Source organism: Haloarcula sp. S1AR25-4, from assembly GCF_031624555.1.
In the GTDB taxonomy this organism is placed as follows: domain Archaea; phylum Halobacteriota; class Halobacteria; order Halobacteriales; family Haloarculaceae; genus Haloarcula; species Haloarcula pellucida.
Window position 1 is genome coordinate 191,440 of the sequence record NZ_JAMQOR010000004.1, and the last position, 18,929, is coordinate 210,368.

Consider the following 18,929-nt stretch of genomic DNA (forward strand, 5'->3'; position numbering starts at 1 on the left):
ATCGGCAATAATCGGGCCATCGGTGATAGACGAAATATAAAGTGGGTCGGTTTAGTCTACCAACGTATGACCCTCATATCCGATGGAGGTGACGCTCCTCTCTCATCTTTGTCTGGACAACTTTCGCCGGATGAAGTCAACATGGATCTCACGATGTGCGGTCTCCTCGTCGATCGGGCTGAGGAATTGGCTCAGCTCTACGCAGACAAGGGGAACTGGAACGATGTGAAGGAGATCTGGTTCGACGAGCGCCTCTCGAATCGGAGCACACGGGGGAGTTCTCAGAAAATCTACCGGGTGCTGACATCGCGGTTCAAAAATGCACCAACGGCTCTCCCGAACCCGAGTGTTCTCCCCCAGGTGTTTGATCAGTGTGACACGTCCCGAGACAAGGCACAGATCCTCTATCTGTATCTTGTTTCTGACGATAGCTTGGTTCGGTACGTCGTCCACGAATACAGTGCTCGTGTAGCTCGAGGCGAACCGAACCCACTGGACTTCTCGAACGAGACTCTTTCAACGATCCTCGGCAACCTCACCTATTCCGATGGTAGCAGCTTCGATTACGCAGAATCGACGACGGAACGCTGGTGCGAAGGGATCAGATCCGTAATGCGTGAAATCGGTGTTCTCGAGGGACAACAAGCAGTAGAAGGAGAATTCCCTTCTGTAGGAACCACACCACTTCTCGTTGCGTTGGACTATTCGTTCGAGACAGGCGGTGAAGATTGGATTACAGCCCCTCGAGGATTGCTGTACCTCTTCCAACCGGAGCAGCGCTGGGAAGAACTGTTCGACCGTGCTGCCACCACCACCGCTTGGGAATATCTCGAACTCCACGGCGACCTCGACCTACGCCCCAGTGAAGAAACATATTCGTGGGTACAGGATGGGGGTGACAGTTGATGGTCGATGCGAGTTGGTTTGAAGACCTTCCAGACGATTTCGAGGAATCGGTCCGTATCGACAGGGATGAACGCGATCATCGCGAGCGGGCCATCCAGTCATACCACGTAACGGCGGACTCCCAACGCTTTATTCGAGACTTCGTCGACCGGATGCTCGGACAGGCGGACGATATGCGTACCGGGTCGAACTACTGGCTCTACGGCTATTACGGCAGCGGAAAGAGCCATCTTCTGACCGTCCTCGACGGACTGCTCGACACCGACTGGCTCGAAGGACAGTATAGCGAGGTCTGGGATGACCTTACGCAAGTAACAGAAGATGCCAGCGAGGACCAACTGCGTGCGCACTGGCAGAATATCCACGAGGAATATTACGTCATCCCTGTCTCGATCAATCTCCTGAAATACCAGGGGCAAAAGCAGCGAAGTTTCAGCGAGATCGTTCTCAGACACGCCCATCAGGACCCCGATCTGACCGGCGTCGACGATGAGATCTCGACAGGACTCTCCTCGCAGCTTGACGTCGCGTATTTCGAGAAGTGGTTCCGGACGACGGAAGCATGGCCTGACCGCCAGACTCGTGCACAAGCGGTGCTTGAAACCGTTACTGCCGAGAGCGGTGGATACGACTGGGATTCAGAGGATCTCTGGAAGGATATCCAGAACTACAGTGCGCTCGCAGATGTGGTTCTACCCAAACTCTTCGAGGAGGTCAACGAAACCCGTGATGGGTACACGGACCTCAGACCGTCGGATATCGATCCAGAGGAAGTGGTGACACGGCTGAATCAACTGCGTGAAGAGCGGGAGGATGAGTTAGGAAAGCCGGTGAAGTTGGTGTTGCTTCTCGACGAGGTGAGTCTCTTTATCGGGACGGACTTCGAGCGCCTGACTGAACTCCAGACGCTCGCGGAGAACATCGACGATATCGGTGATGGCGACATCCAGCTCGTTGCGACTGCACAAGCCAAGATCGAAGACGTCCAGCCGAAGTTCGCCGCTCACGGTGCCGACTTTAGTATCGTCAAAGACCGCTTCCCGCACCGCTACCAGCTACCCAGTAAACACGTAGGCGACATCGCAAAGCGGCGTCTGTTCGAGAAATCCGACCGAGGCGAGGCCCGAGTTCGTGAGGTACTCGACGAGGCCTCGGTGAAACCGACCGAATCACTGGTTTACAACGAAATCAAGCAGAATACGAAACCGCCACTCGACAGCATCGACGACGACGAGCTCGTCGAGTTCTACCCATTCCTTCCCTATCACGCTCCGCTGTTCCTCGAGATACTGTTCAATCTCAGGCAGGAAGCCCCCGATCCAGCAAAATCGATCTTCTCGGGGACCGCTCGCGCGATTCTCGCGCTCATGCACAATCTCCTCCAGAGTTGGGTTGAAGACGGAGAACCTGACCACGTCGTTACGTTGGTCGATTTCTATGAACTGATCAAACCAGAGCTGGAGGAGACCCTCGAGAAAGACGTTCGAGTTATCGGAGAGCTACCCGACGATGACGAGGCTGGAGCGAATGAGTCCCATGAGGGGGGGAGAAGTATCGCAGACGAAGTCGCGGATGGCAATCTGGAAGCGTTCGACCTCGACGTGGCGAAAGCGGTCTTGTTGCTGCAGCACGTCCACGATATCGTCCCACTGAACGAGGGGAACATCGCCGTCTCCGTGATGTCCGATCTCAACGGTCGGTCGTGGATCAGTACGCAAAACCGAGTCGAGGAGTCGCTGGGTCGGCTCCAGAAGTTCATCCGGCCGACCGAGGACGAATCCGGTGCGAGATATCGGTTCGCCACACAGGAAGAGCGCCTCATCTACGACGATACCGAGGCAAACGAGGAGAACCCAGACTGGGATGCTATTCTCCACGCATTGGACGAGCATCTCTGGGAACGGATCATGCAGGATCTTTCCCTCCCGGAATCCGTTCCGTATAGTGAATCTGGTGACGAATATCCCGTCGCATACGAATTTAGTCTCGACGGAGTCGGATTCGAGACGACCAGGGAAGCCGAGGGAGGGTTAGAAGTCTCCATTGCAGTGCAGGGCGTCCATCCCGCTCATTCGCCAGACGATGGGGATGAAGAAACGCTGTACTGGGAGATCGACACTGACGGACTCGACGACCTTCGGAAGCACATCGTCGAGTGGTGGGCGCTTCGAGACGCGATTTCGACACACACCGTCCCACCTGCTGTTGAACGCGATCTCGACCGGCGGGCGAGTGCTGTCAGAAGCAAACTCGTCAGCGCGATGCAGAGCGGTTCCTACACGGTGAAAGATCGAACGAACATCGGGAGTCTCACGAAAGCAGTGCAAACTGCCGTCGACGTCGGATATCCGGACGACTTCCATCCGATGATGCTCCAGGTGGACGACGACCGACTGCAGGAACTCGCCGAGCTTTCCACTGACGATCCACTCCCAGCGTGGGCACATACGATACAGGTCCCCTCCTCGGATCCATCCGCGAGGCAAGGAAAGAAAAGCATTCAGCGAAACGTGTTGTCGCTCACTGGCCGGCAGCTGAAGGACAAGGACGATGGCCTCAACATGAACACGGTCCTCGATGGGATCACCGACGAAAAGCCGTTCTACGACGAGGCCCGCCCTGCATTGTGTGCCATCATCTGGGGGTTCTGTCGCGAAGGCCGACTCGTTCCTGTCGACGAAGACGGCAACACCCTCGCAAACGAAGTCGTTCTCGATCAGAGCCAGCTATCGACGACGAGACTGAAGCTCCTTCCACGTGAGCCGATCGGGAACCTCCTCGAAGAGGGCGGCTTCAAGGAGACTACAGAGACTGTCGCTGATGGACTGATTAACCTCCAGAACGCGAATACACAGCTCCGTTCGGCGCTCACTGGTCTCCAAGAGGACGTCCAATTGGTCGCAGACACGGATATCCGTTCGGACGCTGTCGCCGGTTTGCTCGACAGCCTCGTCGAAGCGTTATCAGAGCGTATCGATGCAACCGCTGACCGGCTCACCGTCGTCAGGTCACAGGGGGACGGACTGGGGGATGCGATTGAACAGACGAACGCCGGACAGGAATGGCTCGACGAAGTCGTAGATGTCTGGAATCGACGGCTCCTGTCGCTCTACCGCTTCGATGCACAACTGGCCGTCGGTGACCGTGAGTTCGAATGGATCGATGAGAAGGCGCAGTCATTGGTTGCGGAGCAGCGTGATGCGCTCCATGCGTTCGATGGGAGCTGGTGGACGACCGATGGGTGGAAAGTCCTGGTTGGGGAGACTGCTACCGACTGTAGCGCCGAATTCCAACGCTCTTGGAACGCGTACGTCGATGAGCACGGACTCGCTACATTCGTGGAGCGGCTGGAGGAACATCCGTGGGTCGTTCCTGCAACGGAACTCCCGTCGAGTGTGCATGTCGCCTTCGAGCGGACCTACATCACGCCGCTTCGTGAGCTTCGGCGCTGGTACGAAACCGTAGACGAGGCAGTCACGGCACTAGACTCGGACGACGAAGATACGCTGGCATCGGTGGCAGATGACATCGCTGGTGTGCAACCTCGGACAGACGCTACCGAAGACGACGTCGACGTACTCGAATCCAGACTCGATCGCCTCTCTGCAATCGTCGGCGACCGGTCACCCAACGACGTGGATCAAATCGGAGTTCTCCCGGACGACCGACGGGGAATCGATCAGCGTCTCGAACGTCTCGTCGAGAGCAGAGAATTGGATGTAGAGCGGGCTGATTCGGGGGTGATCATTCGATGACTGACTCACCGTATCTCGCCTTCAAAGAGAAGCTGTGTACGTTCGCTGATGGGCAAGCCGGCATCCGGAATCCATTCGTGATCGCAGCGGTCGATCCATCAATCGAACACCGGGTTGCGGACCGACTCAGCGGATGGGCGACGGACGCAGAAGAACCGCCAGTTGTCGATGAAGGGGTCACGGTCCAGCCGATTTGGCTCGACGAACTCCTCCCGAAGACGAAGGTCTACAATCTCTCGGTGGCACTGGGTGGCGAGACGACCGCTGAGCGTATTGAAGAGACGATGCAGGATCGGTTGGCGGAGGAGCTCGTCGAGGAGATGATCACGAACGAGATCGACGACGACCGGCTGGAAACGCAACAACACGTCGTCTTGCTTCTCAACCTCGGGAGCCTCTATCCGTTCACTCGTGCGTCCGAGCTCCTCGACGAACTCGACCGTCGCAACGTCAGGTCTACCATCGGTGTAATGTACCCCGGTGATGACGTCGGCGGGAAGCTGAGTTTCTTCGACGGAGAACCACGACACTACTATCCAGCGCACCAGATTCCGGGTCCCGTCCAGGAGGTGCATCTCCAACAATGAGTATCAATGAGCTATTCCGTAGCGATCCGACACGCCAACTCGAAGAAGTCCAGAAGGTCAATGCGCGAGAGCGCGCAGCGACCGACGTCGCAGAGTTCCACGAGACTGACAGTGCAAAGCGTGTGCTCACGGAGCTCGGAGAGGTCATCCAAACCCATCCCGGAGAAGCAGCACGCTTTCTCTATCTCCACGCGACCTTCGGATCAGGGAAAACCCACCTCCTGAAACTCATCGGGCTCGTCGCAGACAGCGAATCAGAGTTCGCACATCTGGGTGACGAACTCGCTCAGCAGTGGCCCGGATTCGACAACCTTGCCCGCTCGATCGACGACTCACACGTCGATCGACTCAAGCCGGTCTTCCTGAATCTCCTCGACCGGGACGCCTCGAAAGAACCGCCGCTTCCGTTCCTCATCTTCGAGGCGATCGGTCGCGAACTCGGCTATCCGACAGACCCGAACTGGTTGCTCGAGTGGGCCTGGACCGTCGATATGGAATACGACGGTGTCTGGGACGCGCTCACCGACGCCGAGCACGACGGCCAGACGTTCGAGGACGTTCTCGAAGAACGGGCATCCCTACGTCGGTGGCTCTACGAAGCACTTCCGTCGTTGACGGAGACAGCAGGCACCGAGCTCGACAGTAAAGCTGGCGTCAAAGCATCCATCGAGCGAGCGGAGGACGATGTCGATCCCGAGTCGTTCGATCCCGCAGAACTGGTACAGCGAGTGGAGACCGTCACCGACGCACTGAACGAAGGCGGTCCCCGGACCGAGTTGCTCCTTGGACTCGACGAGGTTGCGCTGTTCGTCGGCGATAGTCGGCATCGCTACCGCGAGTTCGAGGAGACGATGGAAGCGCTTCAACACGGCCCGAATCCGGTCGTCGTCACGACTGGGCAGTACTCGCTCCCGGCGACACGTGAGAGTCTGATCGGTGAGCCGGCGGACGACCACTGGACACACCAGCAGGTCCCACTCGAAGGCGCTGACACGGAGATCATCGTCCGGAAGCGGTGGCTGCAGAAGGACAGTTCGGGCAGTGAGCGAGTCTCGTCACTCGTTTCATCGATGCCCGATCTGTCGCTGGAAACGTATTCCCCAGTCGGCAGCGCCGACCCGGATCCGGTCGAGTCGTATCCCTTCCGCGAGTACGATCTCACGCTGCTCCGAAAGGTGATGCAGGAGTTGATCACCCAGGGGAGGGCGACGGATCGGGACTACATCCAGGGACGAGCGCTGCTCGTGTTGGTTCGGTCGCTGTTCACGAAGTTCGACTGGGCAACAGCCGAGGAGGGTGCGCTCGTCACGTGGGACGAACTGTTCGACCTCCTGGTCGAGGAGACGACGTATGTCCCGCTGTGGGTGCAGGAGATGCTGGACAACACGCTGATCCCGACCTTCGACGGCGATGAGAACGCCTGGGAGGTCCGAGTATCGAAAGCGCTGTACCTCCTCAACCAGACGCCGGCCGTTCCAGCGACGCCGGAGAACTTGGGTCGGCTGATGCTCGACGACGTCCACGCCTCTGTCGATGAAAGCGTCGAAGAGACCGAGTCGGCGCTGAATACGCTCGTCGACAAGCGAAAGGTGCTCACTGAAACGAACGACAAAGGTGACGAAGTATACACGCTGGTCTCGGAAGAACAGGAGAGCATTCTCAGTCGAGCCCAGACCAAAGCCGAGCAAATCTCGCCGCATCAGCTATCCGCTTGGTTGGAGACGCGACTCAGAGAGAACGACGGCTTCTTCCGGAGCGATAGCAGCCTTCACGAAGCGGACGTCGGCGACGAACGGCTCGTCCCGCTCCGGTACGAGTACTCCATCCTCGACCCAGTTGGTCGAGCGCCAACGACGGAGTTCGATGCCGTTCGGATCCGGGTGCTGGCCGACGATCCAGAGACGGTTACTGATCAGGTCGGCACGTGGAAGGACGTAAACGACGGCCGAGCCGGTGGAGAACACATTCTCATCGCAATCGAGGTGCCCGAGACGACGCTCGACAGGATACGGAACGTCCTCGGTATGGGGAAGGTTCTCGACGAAGAGACGGAGACACACGAGGAACTCGAACGAGAACATCGAACCGACAAACGTCGACTGGAGTCTTCGGTGAGCGATCTCCTCGAGAATGCAGCAGTCCATACGGTTCACGAGTACCGTGGAGAGCGACCGAGTGTCCTCGAAGACACCGTCGAAGACCAAGTTCAGTCCGTGTTCGGGTCGACTCGGAAGGTACTGTCCCGCCCGCTCGTCGAGGTCGACGATGCGAAGGGGTTAGCGAAGTTCTTCAGAGGGAGCGGCGATTGGCCGCTCGCCGATAGCGATGCAGTCATGTTGGGCGTGGACACGTCGAATCGAACTATCGGTAGCAGTGGGTGGTGCCGGGAGTTCATCGACGAATACGAACAACAGAGCGCAGTCGACGTCGAGACGTTACTCCAGCAAACCCGGACGGCGAACGGAGACTATCGAGGGACGCCCCAGGAGTCGATGGCAGCGTTGCTCATCACGCTCGCCACGTCCAACGAGAAGGTTGCTCTCAAACAGGACACCGACTACGTTACCGATCCAGCAGCGATCGGACGCCAGGTGCGTACGAAGAGCGGTCTCACCTCGTTGCAGGTGCGGTTCGGCGTCGATACGATCAATCCGAAGGAGATTCGGACCGTCGTGTCGACTGTCCTCGGTCACGATCCGGACGGCGACGACCCGGACGCTTGGGTCGACGAACTCGCTACCTGGGTCGACGAACACAGCGTTCTCGTCAAACGGACGTTCAAGGGCGTCTCCCGCGAGTTCGACGTTTCCCTGGATGCCCTCGAAAGCGCACTGTCGCCGGCGTACAGTGGTGGCGAGATCACCACCTCGGATCTCGTCGAGGATGGCGTCAAGTCGGATGCCGAGACGTTCGCAGACGCGCGTGAACTGTTCACTGGGAGACTCGTTTCACTCGACTCCCAAGCCCGGCCTCACCACGTTCGGCCGGACGCCGTCGAAGAGGGCGAGAAATCGCTCTGGGCGCAGTTCTCGGAGACGCTGGAGTTGCTGGAGTCGTTGTATCCCAGCGCAACGATCACGTCGCGAATGCAGACCACGGCCGAAAGTAGTTCCGTGCCCACGAAGGAGACGCTGACGACCCGGATCGCCGACGCGACCGGTCACCGCGTCGACGTCCTCTCAGATCAGTACCGGCGAATCACTGCTGAGGCGGTGGACAAATCAGACCCAACGGCAATCTGTGGAGATCTCACGACGTGGGTGCAGGAGCACGAATCGTCGGTTCGAGCGCTGCTCGAAGACGCCACAGACACGTTCCGTGGCGTTTCGTTCGACAGCATCGAGGAGGTGTTCGAGACTGCGTGGGCTGGCGACCAGATTGAAGAAGCAGCACTCGTCGCTTCCAGCGTCCGACAGCAGGCCAAAACATACGAGAACGTCAACGAAATCCTCGATGGTGACCCGAGTCCGTGGGCACAGCTCGAATCGGCGGGGGACACCCTTCGTGCGGAGCATCCAGACTCGCCGACGACCGAAGCTGTAGAGACCGTGCTCGGTTCATCTCGACCACCGTCACTCCAGCGAGTACAGCAGCTCATCGATGAAGCGGACGATCCCAGAACAGGCGGTGGTGCATGGGCGGACTTGCAACGCGTCGCAGAGGAACTTCGTCAGGAGATTCCGAACGCAACGATCACTGACGAAGTGACTGCCGTCGTCGACGCTGATGATCGTCCGACCGAAGATCGCGTATCCGAACTGCTCTCAGAAGCGAAGACGGTACTGGATCGAATCAGGGTCGTGAACGAGACGTTGGATGGATTGGCAAATGGCAGTATCGTCTTACTTGAGGAATAGTCTAGTCTCCACCAAGTTTCGTTTATGAATAACCAATCGTCCATATGGTGCCTAAACCTCGCCCCATTTCATTCTGGTATCCAATCAGTGATTAGAATAACCATCTGGCATAGATTTTTATATCAACCTGCAATCGAATGGGACAATGACAGAGGAACTCATCGACCTGCATCAAGAAATTCTGGACGAATTTGAATCTCGACTGGACGCGAACGATGAAGTACCCGATGATGTTCTTGAAAAGATGAGAGAGTTCGAAAGTCTTGCTCTTCGAGAAAATGAGGACCTCAAGCAGGCTATCCAGAACGGGTTGGAAGATGAAACTGCGTGAACTGAAGATAGAGCAGTTTCGTGGAATCCGCGACTTGAAACTGGAATTCTCGGATGAAGGAATCCTAATATATGGGCCAAACGGAGTCGGAAAGAGTAGCACTCTTCAAGGAATCGAATATCTGCTTACCGGAGAGGTAGAAGATCTCAAAGGATCTGGAACTGGGAGACATTCTCAAAAGAGAGATCTGTGGCACAAAGATGCCAGCCCCGAAGTAAGTCAAGTAACCGCCAAATTTTCGCAGAATGGTGAATCGGTGCGAGTTCGTCGGTGTGTTTCTGATGGGGAGCTTCAAATATTATCTGACCAAGACCAGATACCACATTCATTTCAAGCTCTACAGACTGCAGTAAAGAGTAAACAAAACATCCTCACTCGGGATGAACTACTCCGGTTCATAGACGTAGCAGATCATGAAAGAAGTGAGGTATTGAACAACATTCTCCGCCTTGACGAAATTGATTCCTTCAGAAAGACTGTCCAGACCGTTTCAAAGGACTTTAAAAACAATTTTCAGCGCGCAAAGGAGAAAACCGAGGAGCTACGAGCAGAGTTTTATAATGAACTTCAAGGGGGTGCTGAGGATGTTCTTGATAGCTCGACAAAGATAGCCTCAAACGAGACCGCACTGGAGATAGTCAATAATCTTCGGAATCAGTATGCTGCAGAACCACTCTCTAGCCTAGAAGAAAAGGATTTCACAGTAGAGATTTCTGAACCCGAGAACGAACAAGTTCATCCGCTTGCCAGAAGCACCACGAAAAATCGACTAAGCCGCGTCCACAATTGGGTTTCAACTGAACTTCTCGATGTCTGTCTCAAGTACCAGGAACTGCAGGACCAAATCCAGGAGTTCGAGTCAGATCCAGAATTGCGTCGGGATGTCCGCTCCCAAGACTTGATCGCGCAGGGTCAGAGACTTATCGAAGACGATGGAGATAAATGTCCACTTTGCCTCGATGATTGGTCCGATCGAGAGCTTCAATCGTTGCTGACTGAACGGCAACAGAATGCAGAGGAAGCAGCCGAATTGAGAGACAAAATCAGATCTTTAAAAGATGATATCGGCAAAAAAATCCGAAAGGTACTAGTTCCACTGGAAAGCCTCGTTGAGGATCTGGAACGTGCTGATCCATCCAAATTTGAAGACAACATCGCTGAATGGGCCAACTCACTTGACAAGCTTCATTCTACGCTTCACGGATTCGAGAAAGATATCGGAAAAGGCGATCTCTTGGAGATTCCGTTAGAGACAGCAGAAGGTTCGGAATTGAAAACCCATCTCCTCCCCACAGAGTACCAGTCGACGGTTGATGAGTTGATAGAGTTAGAAAAGGATACTCCCGAATCAGACGACACGATGGAAGCATACGGGACGCTAGCAGTTGCTCAGGATCGATTCGAATCGTTCCTAGAGCAGGAGATGTCGCTCGGTTCACACAAGCAGTACATGGAGATCTCCGCCCAGCTCGAGTCGGAATACCAGAGTGTCCGGTCGCAGCTTCTCGATGATACACTCGATGAAATCAAAGAAGAGTTCGTATCTTTATTGTCTAATCTTACAAATGACATTGATGTGAGCTCAGCAGACGTCAAGCTCCAATCGTACGATGATGGCATCAAGTTTCGGCCGCCATTCCACGATGGAGAAACGCGCCGCCCTCAATTGTTCTACAGTGATGGACAGCAAGATATTATGGGTCTTTCACTTTTCCTGGCGATGTGTCGTAGTGTGACAAAGGAAGAAGTTGGTCTCGTTCTACTCGATGACGTTTTATCGTCTGTAGATGCAGAGCATCGTTCACAGGTAGCAGAGATCGTAGATTCTGCGTATGGAGACGAGTTCCAATTCATTCTGACGACACACGACAAAGTATGGAGTCGTCATCTCCGGCAAACAGCCAACATTGACCACGAGAACATCGTTCACCTGAGCGACTGGGATTACAAGAGTGGGACTCGACAACACATTGATATAACTAATCCGTGGAAAAACATCGATTTCCATCTTGAAAACAACGATATAACCGCTGCAGCGGCCTGGGCACGAAAGACGGCGGAATTCTTCGGCGCGAAAGGCTGCAAACAGTTCGACACAGAAGTCCGTTTCAGGGACATCGAACATCTCGGATTCGAAGACTACTTCCAATCTCTGATGCCCAAGCTAACGGAACTGGCCCAAGGAGGGGAAACCGCGAGCGAATCTTCAGGCGACTCCGAAGAGGGAGATGATATCGTTCCCACAGTTTATTGTGACGAAGATCTTGAAGATCTCATCAGTACGCTTGGGGAAATGCAATCGATAAAAGAGCAAAACCTCTGGGGGATGCATAGAAACGTACATCATTCTCAGCCGGAGAAAGCGTCATACTCCGAGACAGAACTACGGAAGAATATCGAGGCGTTCGAGGATATTTTCGATGTCCTCTATTGTAGTGTTTGTGACTGCTGGCGAGAAGAATCAAACCGCGGAATCGAATGTGAGTGTTCCTTACTTTGGCTGACGCCGTAACTCAGTCGCCAAGATTAAAGACGCTCCTGTTGGTCGTACGTATCATACCCTAATCTCATATGGCAAAAAACTCCCTCTCTCATCAGAAGGCGCAGCTGGACAAGGCCGAACGCGAACATCTTGAAGATGTCGTCGAGAATCTTCGGAGCCGTATCGAGGACAACGTTCGGTTCCAACTTACACAGAAAGGACTGGCTGATGAGCCGGAGGACAGGGATTCTCTGGACGAAGATATCGAACAACTCGTTGAAGCTATCGATCTAGAGGGTGTCGACGGCCACACCTGGGAAGAGGCATTCGAGAAGTACATCGCTGGTGTTGGGTACACCATCGTCAATCGACTAGCGGCACTTCGCTGTATGGAGGTTCGTGACTTCACCGACGAGGAAGTCACGGTGTTCAAAGAGAATGGACTGACGCCCGCTGCCGAGACGCTCGTCCACGAAGAATTCCTGCTGGAAGATGAAGCGATTCTCGCTGCGTATCACAATACCTGTGATGAACTCGCCGACGAGATTGAGATTCTCTTCGATCGTTCGTCGACCTACAGTCTGATCGACCCTGACGACGACACTTTCGAGGAACTCTGCGGAATGCTCGACGAAATTCCCGACGAAGTCTGGCGAGCAGACGATATCCTAGGCTGGGTCTACGAGTACTACAATCGCCCTGTCGTCGAGGAACTCGACGCGAAGAACACTCTCGAACCGGAGGACGTTGGACCTGCTAATCAGTTCTACACGCCTCACTGGGTCGTCCGGATGCTGACCGACAACTCGCTCGGGAAGCTATATCTCGAAGCGACCGATCAAGAAGACGCTATTCCGGAACCCGATGCTCTCTCTCCTGAAGAGCGAAAAAATCGTTTGGTCACACCGACAGACGCTCCTACTGTTCCGGAACTCTGTACGTACCTCATCCCGGATGAAGAGGGCGGGGACGCCCCGGATTTCGATCACCCGCGAGAGCTTCGTGTCATAGATCCCGCCTGCGGTAGCGGGCACTTCTTGCTGTACGCCTTCGACATTCTCGAGCGCATCTGGTGGGCCGAGACGGACCTGGACCGATCAAAGATTCCAGCGAAGGTATTAGAGCACAACCTCTACGGAGTCGATATCGACCTACGCTCCTGTCAACTCTCGGCGTTTAATCTTTATCTCAAGGCTAGGACACGCACTGAGGCGGAAGACGGGCAGTTCGAAATGCCTAATGTTGGCATCGTTTGTGCGGACGCCCGCGTCGCCGAGGTCGAAGAGGGTACCGAGGTGCTCGACGAGATCACAGGTGAGGGGTCGGATTTGCGAGAGGCCATCGACGATGTAATTGAGACCTTCCAGCACACCGAAGGCCTTGGGAGCCTGCTCGACGTGAGTGGGACGCTCGAAGAGGCGTTCGATGCCACAAAGACGCAAACGGAGCTCAGTGATTATAATGGGGATGCCCACCAGTCACTTAATTCGTTCCTGAAGGCACTCCGCCGAGCCGTCGAGGATCAGACAAGTGATTCATTCGGAGAGCAGAACCTCCGCAGCTTCCTCCATCTGCTGGTGGTACTAACTCAGAAGTACGAAGTTTCGCTGATGAATCCACCCTACGGGTCTGGTGGACGGATGCCGGATGCCGTACAGGACTACGTTTCAGATACCTACAATTACAAGGAAGAATACTATATCAACTTCTTTGAGGCATGTGATCGCCGAACGAGGGCTAATGGCCGCACAGGAATGCTCGTTCCGCGTTCGTTCATGTTCCTCAAAACCTTTGAGGACTTCAGAGAGGATTTCATAGGCGGCCAAGGTGCGTTTGACTTCCTCGCAGAGTATGGCATCGACATTCTCGACAACGCCACTGTTCGGACTGCTGGGACGGTCGTCCGTTCTGGTGTCTCTGGGAATAGCGAGGGGACATTCCTCAGGCTCGAAGATGTTGAGAAGGGGAACAAGGAACACGCATTTTTAAAACATTCTTTTAGTGTGTCTGAAAAAGAGTCGACTAAGAGACTGTACACCCGTGATGTCTCTGAATTTGGACTTATTCCCGGAAAACCACTCTCATACTGGGTCCCACGAAAACTTAGAGAGCTCTACGATTCAGATTCTGTTCTCGATGAGGACAACGCTGGGTTGCCGAGTCGGAATGGTATTGGCGATATCAAACAGGGCCTCGCAACTGCAGATGATGGGCGATTCCTGAGGAATTTCTGGGAGACGACCGAAACAGATTCTTGGGTTCCGTTTGCGAAAGGTGGAGTTGACTCTTGGCTACTACCGAGAGTGATTAAGACGCTATACTGGAACTCGGATGGAACGGAGATTGACCGATTCGTCAATTCCTACCCGCGTAACACCGACTATTATTTTTCAGAAGGAGTTACCTTTAATCGGGTTAAAACGAGCGGGCGGCGGTTTGGCTATCTCCAAGAGGGGTCAATCTTTGCCGACAAGGGACCCACAATATTCCCTTCGGTCAGCTCTTGGAGACTGATTTCCTACACAAATAGCCGACTATTCACCTATCTGATGCTCGCACAAACGACCGAGCGTATGTGGGAAGTCGGTCAGGTTTCGAAGGTTCCGTGGCGTGAGGAACTCGAATCCATCGACGCCCTCGAAAGACTATCAAAAAGAGCCGTTGGGCACCTTGTTTCGAAGCGACAGTATGATTTCGTCTCGCCGCACTACTCAGGACCAGTCCTTCTTGACGTGCTCGGCGAGAAGAACGTACTCAACCTCCACGAACACCCCCACCGTGAGCTACGAGACGAACTAACTCTCGACTCTCCGTCCTCGACAGCCGACGCAGAAGCGACACTCTCAGAACTCGGGACTGCTGCTGCGACCCAGCTTGAACGAATCGAGGCAAATCTCCAGTCCTGCGCCGAGAAGATGGACGAAGCAGTGTTCGATTGCTTCGATATCTCCGAAGACCAGCGCGAGACTGTTCTCCAAGAGATCGCCCTCCGAACAAATGAAGACCCGCGCAAGCAGGAAGAATACGACCCTGAATCTATTACCGAACCCGGAGAGAACTTCCCAGAACAAGTCAAGGACCTCGTATTGCATTTCGCACTCCGTGCCGTCAACGAAGCCGACGACGGCATCATCCCCGTCTCCGATGTCGAGGGCGAGAAGGACCTCCTTGACCACATTGAGGCTGAGTTCGAGCGCGTTTGGGGCGACCACGCCGACGCACGCCTTGCGGAGGTCGACAACGTTCTCGGGACCAAGAGTGCCGCGGAGGAGGCCTACCCCAACCTTAGAGAGTGGCTGGAAAAAGACCTGTTCGACTACCACGTTTCGAAGTTCGACCGGACGCCGGTCCTCTGGCGGTTCACAACCGAGCGACTCGTCCCGGATCCAGAGGGCGAAGGGTTCGGCTGTCTGGTGGACTACCACCAGCTGGACGACGGCGTCTTCGACCGACTGCAGAATCACTATCTCGAACCGCGGAAGAACATTCTGCGGGAACGCCGCAGCGCCGCGAACCGTCGGCGGAGCGACGACTCTCTGTCGACTAGCGAACAAGCTGAAGCCGCCGAGGAGTACGCCCGGTGTGAGAGCGGTCTCGAACAGATTGAGGTATTCGAGGAGCGGTTGAGCAAACTCGCACAGCCTAACGATCGGGAGTGGTCCGCGGAGCAGCAAGAAGCCGCCAACGCGGCAGCTAGTCGCGTCGCTGAGTTCCGTGAGCGGACCGAGGAGCGACTTGAAGCCGTCGACGAACTTGCCTCTATGGAAGACATCGATATGGGTGAACTGTTTACCGGAAACTTCTACGAGAAGATCGAGAACCAGCGTGGGGAGTGGATCGGAGCGCTGGAGGACCTCGAAGCAGCGTTTGACGCATACGCTGCGGATCCAGATCAGGCCGTGGCAGCACACCTGTACGACCTGTTCGACTACTACACGGACGACCTCCTCGGGAGTTCGCACTTCGCGAGCAACGGTATCCTCTACATGACCTATTATTTCGACAACTTCGAACAGGCCGATCAGGCTCGGCTCGATGACGCCGGGATCTCAAGGCGACAACGGTTGATTTCTCAGCTCGCGAGTGATCTAGATGCGTATACCGAACTCGGAAAGTCCATTTCTGAGGACTGCCAGGAGATCTCGTCGGATATCTCATCCGATTGGGCTGACCGTGCGCTCTCAGAGATTACGACCGCTGGTTATCAGCCCAACCACAAGCACGGCGTCGAAATCAATATCACTCCACTTTCTGACGCCGAAATCGTTCCGAAAACCGTTGATAATGAGGTGCTCTGATGAAGGCGCACGTCTTTGCGGAAGGTTCCAATACGACTGCAGAGGACCGAACGAAGCCCGCGAAGGAATACTTCCAGGGCCTATTCGGAATGGTGGCTGGACTAAGCGAGGAACTCTCGGACTCGGCTGATACTAGTCTCCACGTGCTCTCTGAGGAGTTCGGTGTACTCAGAGGTGACCAGCCGGTTGCTGATGCAATCGAGTCTGAGCAAGATGGGTCTGCTGACCTCTGGGAAAGCGCTAAAGAGGAACTCCTCACTGCTTCGAGGGAGGCTGATGTAATGGTGATACTGCTGTCTACGGACGCTTTTGATAAGACAGCAGGCGAGATTTGGTCAGAACTCGTTGAAGAGGCTAAACCGGACTCAGTCTGGTGTATCGGCGCTGCTCGAAGTACGCTCGACGCCATTGACTTCGAGAAACTGGACAAGAAAGGCTGTTCGGTGATTACCTACCAAAGAGTCGGCGTCGCCCGAATTGGAACAGATACCCGCGAAGACCTCCTACAAGCAGTCGATCGGAAAGCTTCAGAATAATGCCTGCAACGAAGACACTCCCACAGTGCGCCCACGACGCTATCGAGAGTGCCATCGACGAGGCCGCAGACGAGGAGCCTGTCGTCCTCTGGTGGGACGACGGCGGCTACCTCCGAGATATCGTCCGAAACACCAGCCACCAACTCGGCTGTGCGTTTCGGGCCGCGGAACAGACGCCGCTGGAACTTCGCGCCGAGGCACCACGGGACCGAACCGTCTGGTACGTCCCGCAAGCACGCAGCGACGACGTCGACTGGTTCAAAGACGTCGAACACACCGGTGACGTAATCGAACAGCACATCGGGAAGCTCGCAGCCCGCTGTTTCGAGAACGATCGCCTTCAAGCGGCGACCCTCCGGACAGCGTTCGAAGACGCCGAAGTCGACGAAACCGAAGGGAGGGACGAACGGGACAAGGTCGCAGATATCCTCGGAGATGGACTCGACGGAGAGGGTGGGTTACCCGACCTCCAGAGTCTCCAAACCCAGATCGTCCTCGACGGACACGACGATCCCGTGCAGTTCGTCCTCGAACACGGCACCGAGAACCTCCCCGGCGACGACGACCTGATCGAGATTCGGGATCTCCTGGTCGACAACGGCGTGGCCGCCGTCGACGGCGTGAGCGACGCCCAGACGATCGTCGAACGAACGCGACGCTGGGCCGTCGCGGAGTGGCTCGTCGACGAGGGACTGGACAAATCCCGACTCCCACGGGAGTACCAGCCCGAATCCAGCAGTGGGTTCGGCGTCTCCAGACCCGAGCTCCGCTCCGTCCTGAGCAAGACCGAACGCAAGCAGGAACTGGCTCGTGTCTATCTCGACCCCGACCAGCGGTTCTGGCACGACGTCCTTCGTACCTACGACGACCCGTGGGGGCTCGTCGATTGTCCCGTCGACGCCTCGCTCGAACATCGTCTCTGGGACGAGTGGACGCAGTCGTTCCACGCCGGCGACTACGAGCAGTGTGCGACCCAGGCGGAACAACGCCACGAGCGCCTCGACGCGACCTACGGCGACGTTCCGTGGACACAGCTCTGGGACCAGGCCATCGACATCGCGACGCTCGCGAACGAACTCGAAACCTGGGAGGAGGGCGGCGACACTGGTGATGTCGTGGAGCTGTACGGCGACGTAGAGGAGGGAACGTGGCAGATCGACAACGCCGTGTTCAACCTCATCGTCTCCGGCGAGCCGGAAACCGCCCTTCCAGAGGAGCATCCTGCTACCGCGAAACTCGAAGACCTCCGCTCGTCGCTGGTCGAATCCAGATATCTGGAGTACCTCACCGATCTGGGCGACCTCGTCGAGGATCAGATCGAGGCCGGTTCGCCGTTCGTCGGCGAGAATCACGCCCACCAGTTCTTCGCCGAGGAGCAGGAACACCTCCAGAGCGGTCAGAGCGTCGCGCTGTTCATCGTCGACGCCCTGCGCTTCGACCTCGCACACGAACTCGCAGAGTCCATTCGGAGCGAACTTCCCAAGCTCGAAGTTGACGAGAGCAAGTGGGTGGGAACCCTTCCCTCCGACACCGAGTTCGGGAAGGCCGCGCTCACCCCCGGCAGCAAGTTCAGCTTCAACATCGAACTGCAGGACGGCGAACTCGTTCCTGAACGGAACGGACGCAAGATCACGAATCACCGCCGACAGACGCTCCTCGAGAACGACGGCTGGAGCTACATCATGCAGGACGCCGACGACGAGGTCGGCTGGAGCAACACGCGCGTCGCCTACTACTGGAACGACATCGACGAGACCGGCGAGAAGGAACTCACGGACTTCGAGGAGCTGTTCAGCGACCGTATCGACGCTATCTCCCGGATCATCACCGAGAAGCTCCGGAAGGGCGAGTGGGACCGTGCGTACATCCTCTCGGATCACGGCTTCGTCTCACTTCCACGGCACGTCGACATCGACGACCTGCATCCACCGAGCAACGCCGAAAAGGTGACCCGTCGGTGGGTCGCCGGCGCGGATCTGGACGACGACGCCCCTGGTGTCTTGCTTGACGAAGACACCCACCTGGGCTATCTCGACGACGATACCAGAATCAGCATCCTGACCGACCCGATTCAGCGATTCAGGAACCAGGGACTTCCGGATGCCCGTTTCTACCACGGCGGCGTTCTCCCGCAAGAGTTCGTCCTGAACTTCGTCACGATCACGCAAGAGTAGCGC

General features: G+C 56.0%; 9 protein-coding genes. All 9 read left to right on the plus strand.

All coding sequences use genetic code 11. The features are described from left to right. The first annotated feature begins 66 nt into the window (after positions 1-66). The 9 genes from NDI85_RS17785 (at position 67) to pglZ (ending at position 18,926) form a co-directional block, all read left to right on the plus strand. Entirely contained in the window at positions 67-906 is an 840-nt protein-coding gene (locus NDI85_RS17785; RefSeq protein ID WP_310916521.1) for a BrxA family protein, read from the plus strand. After that, positions 906-4,661 carry a hypothetical protein gene (locus tag NDI85_RS17790; RefSeq protein WP_310916522.1) on the plus strand — a complete coding sequence of 1,252 codons (3,756 nt, stop codon included), beginning with the start codon at positions 906-908 and terminating at the stop codon, positions 4,659-4,661. The genes NDI85_RS17785 and NDI85_RS17790 overlap by 1 nt, the downstream gene beginning before the upstream one ends. After that, positions 4,658-5,248 (plus strand): BREX protein BrxB domain-containing protein, encoded by a 591-nt coding sequence (locus NDI85_RS17795; RefSeq protein WP_310916523.1) that lies wholly within the window; start codon positions 4,658-4,660, stop codon positions 5,246-5,248. The genes NDI85_RS17790 and NDI85_RS17795 overlap by 4 nt, the downstream gene beginning before the upstream one ends. After that, complete coding sequence (locus NDI85_RS17800; protein WP_310916524.1) at positions 5,245-9,105, plus strand: hypothetical protein; 3,861 nt, start codon at positions 5,245-5,247, stop codon at positions 9,103-9,105. The genes NDI85_RS17795 and NDI85_RS17800 overlap by 4 nt, the downstream gene beginning before the upstream one ends. Positions 9,106-9,250: 145 nt before the next feature. Continuing rightward, positions 9,251-9,436: a hypothetical protein gene (locus NDI85_RS17805; RefSeq protein WP_310916525.1), complete on the plus strand. Its 186-nt coding sequence runs from the start codon at positions 9,251-9,253 to the stop codon at positions 9,434-9,436. Beyond that, entirely contained in the window at positions 9,423-11,948 is a 2,526-nt protein-coding gene (locus NDI85_RS17810; protein ID WP_310916526.1) for an AAA family ATPase, read from the plus strand. Before NDI85_RS17805 ends, NDI85_RS17810 begins: the two co-directional genes overlap by 14 nt. 59 nt (positions 11,949-12,007) lie before the next feature. Then, positions 12,008-16,216, plus strand: a complete 4,209-nt coding sequence (gene pglX / locus NDI85_RS17815) for a BREX-5 system adenine-specific DNA-methyltransferase PglX (protein ID WP_310916527.1) — start codon at positions 12,008-12,010, stop codon at positions 16,214-16,216. Beyond that, positions 16,216-16,752, plus strand: a complete 537-nt coding sequence (locus NDI85_RS17820) for a hypothetical protein (protein WP_310916528.1) — start codon at positions 16,216-16,218, stop codon at positions 16,750-16,752. Before pglX ends, NDI85_RS17820 begins: the two co-directional genes overlap by 1 nt. After that, a complete protein-coding gene (gene pglZ / locus NDI85_RS17825) occupies positions 16,752-18,926 on the plus strand; it encodes a BREX-5 system phosphatase PglZ (RefSeq protein WP_310916529.1) in 2,175 nt (724 codons plus the stop codon). Before NDI85_RS17820 ends, pglZ begins: the two co-directional genes overlap by 1 nt. The last annotated feature ends 3 nt before the right edge of the window (positions 18,927-18,929 follow it).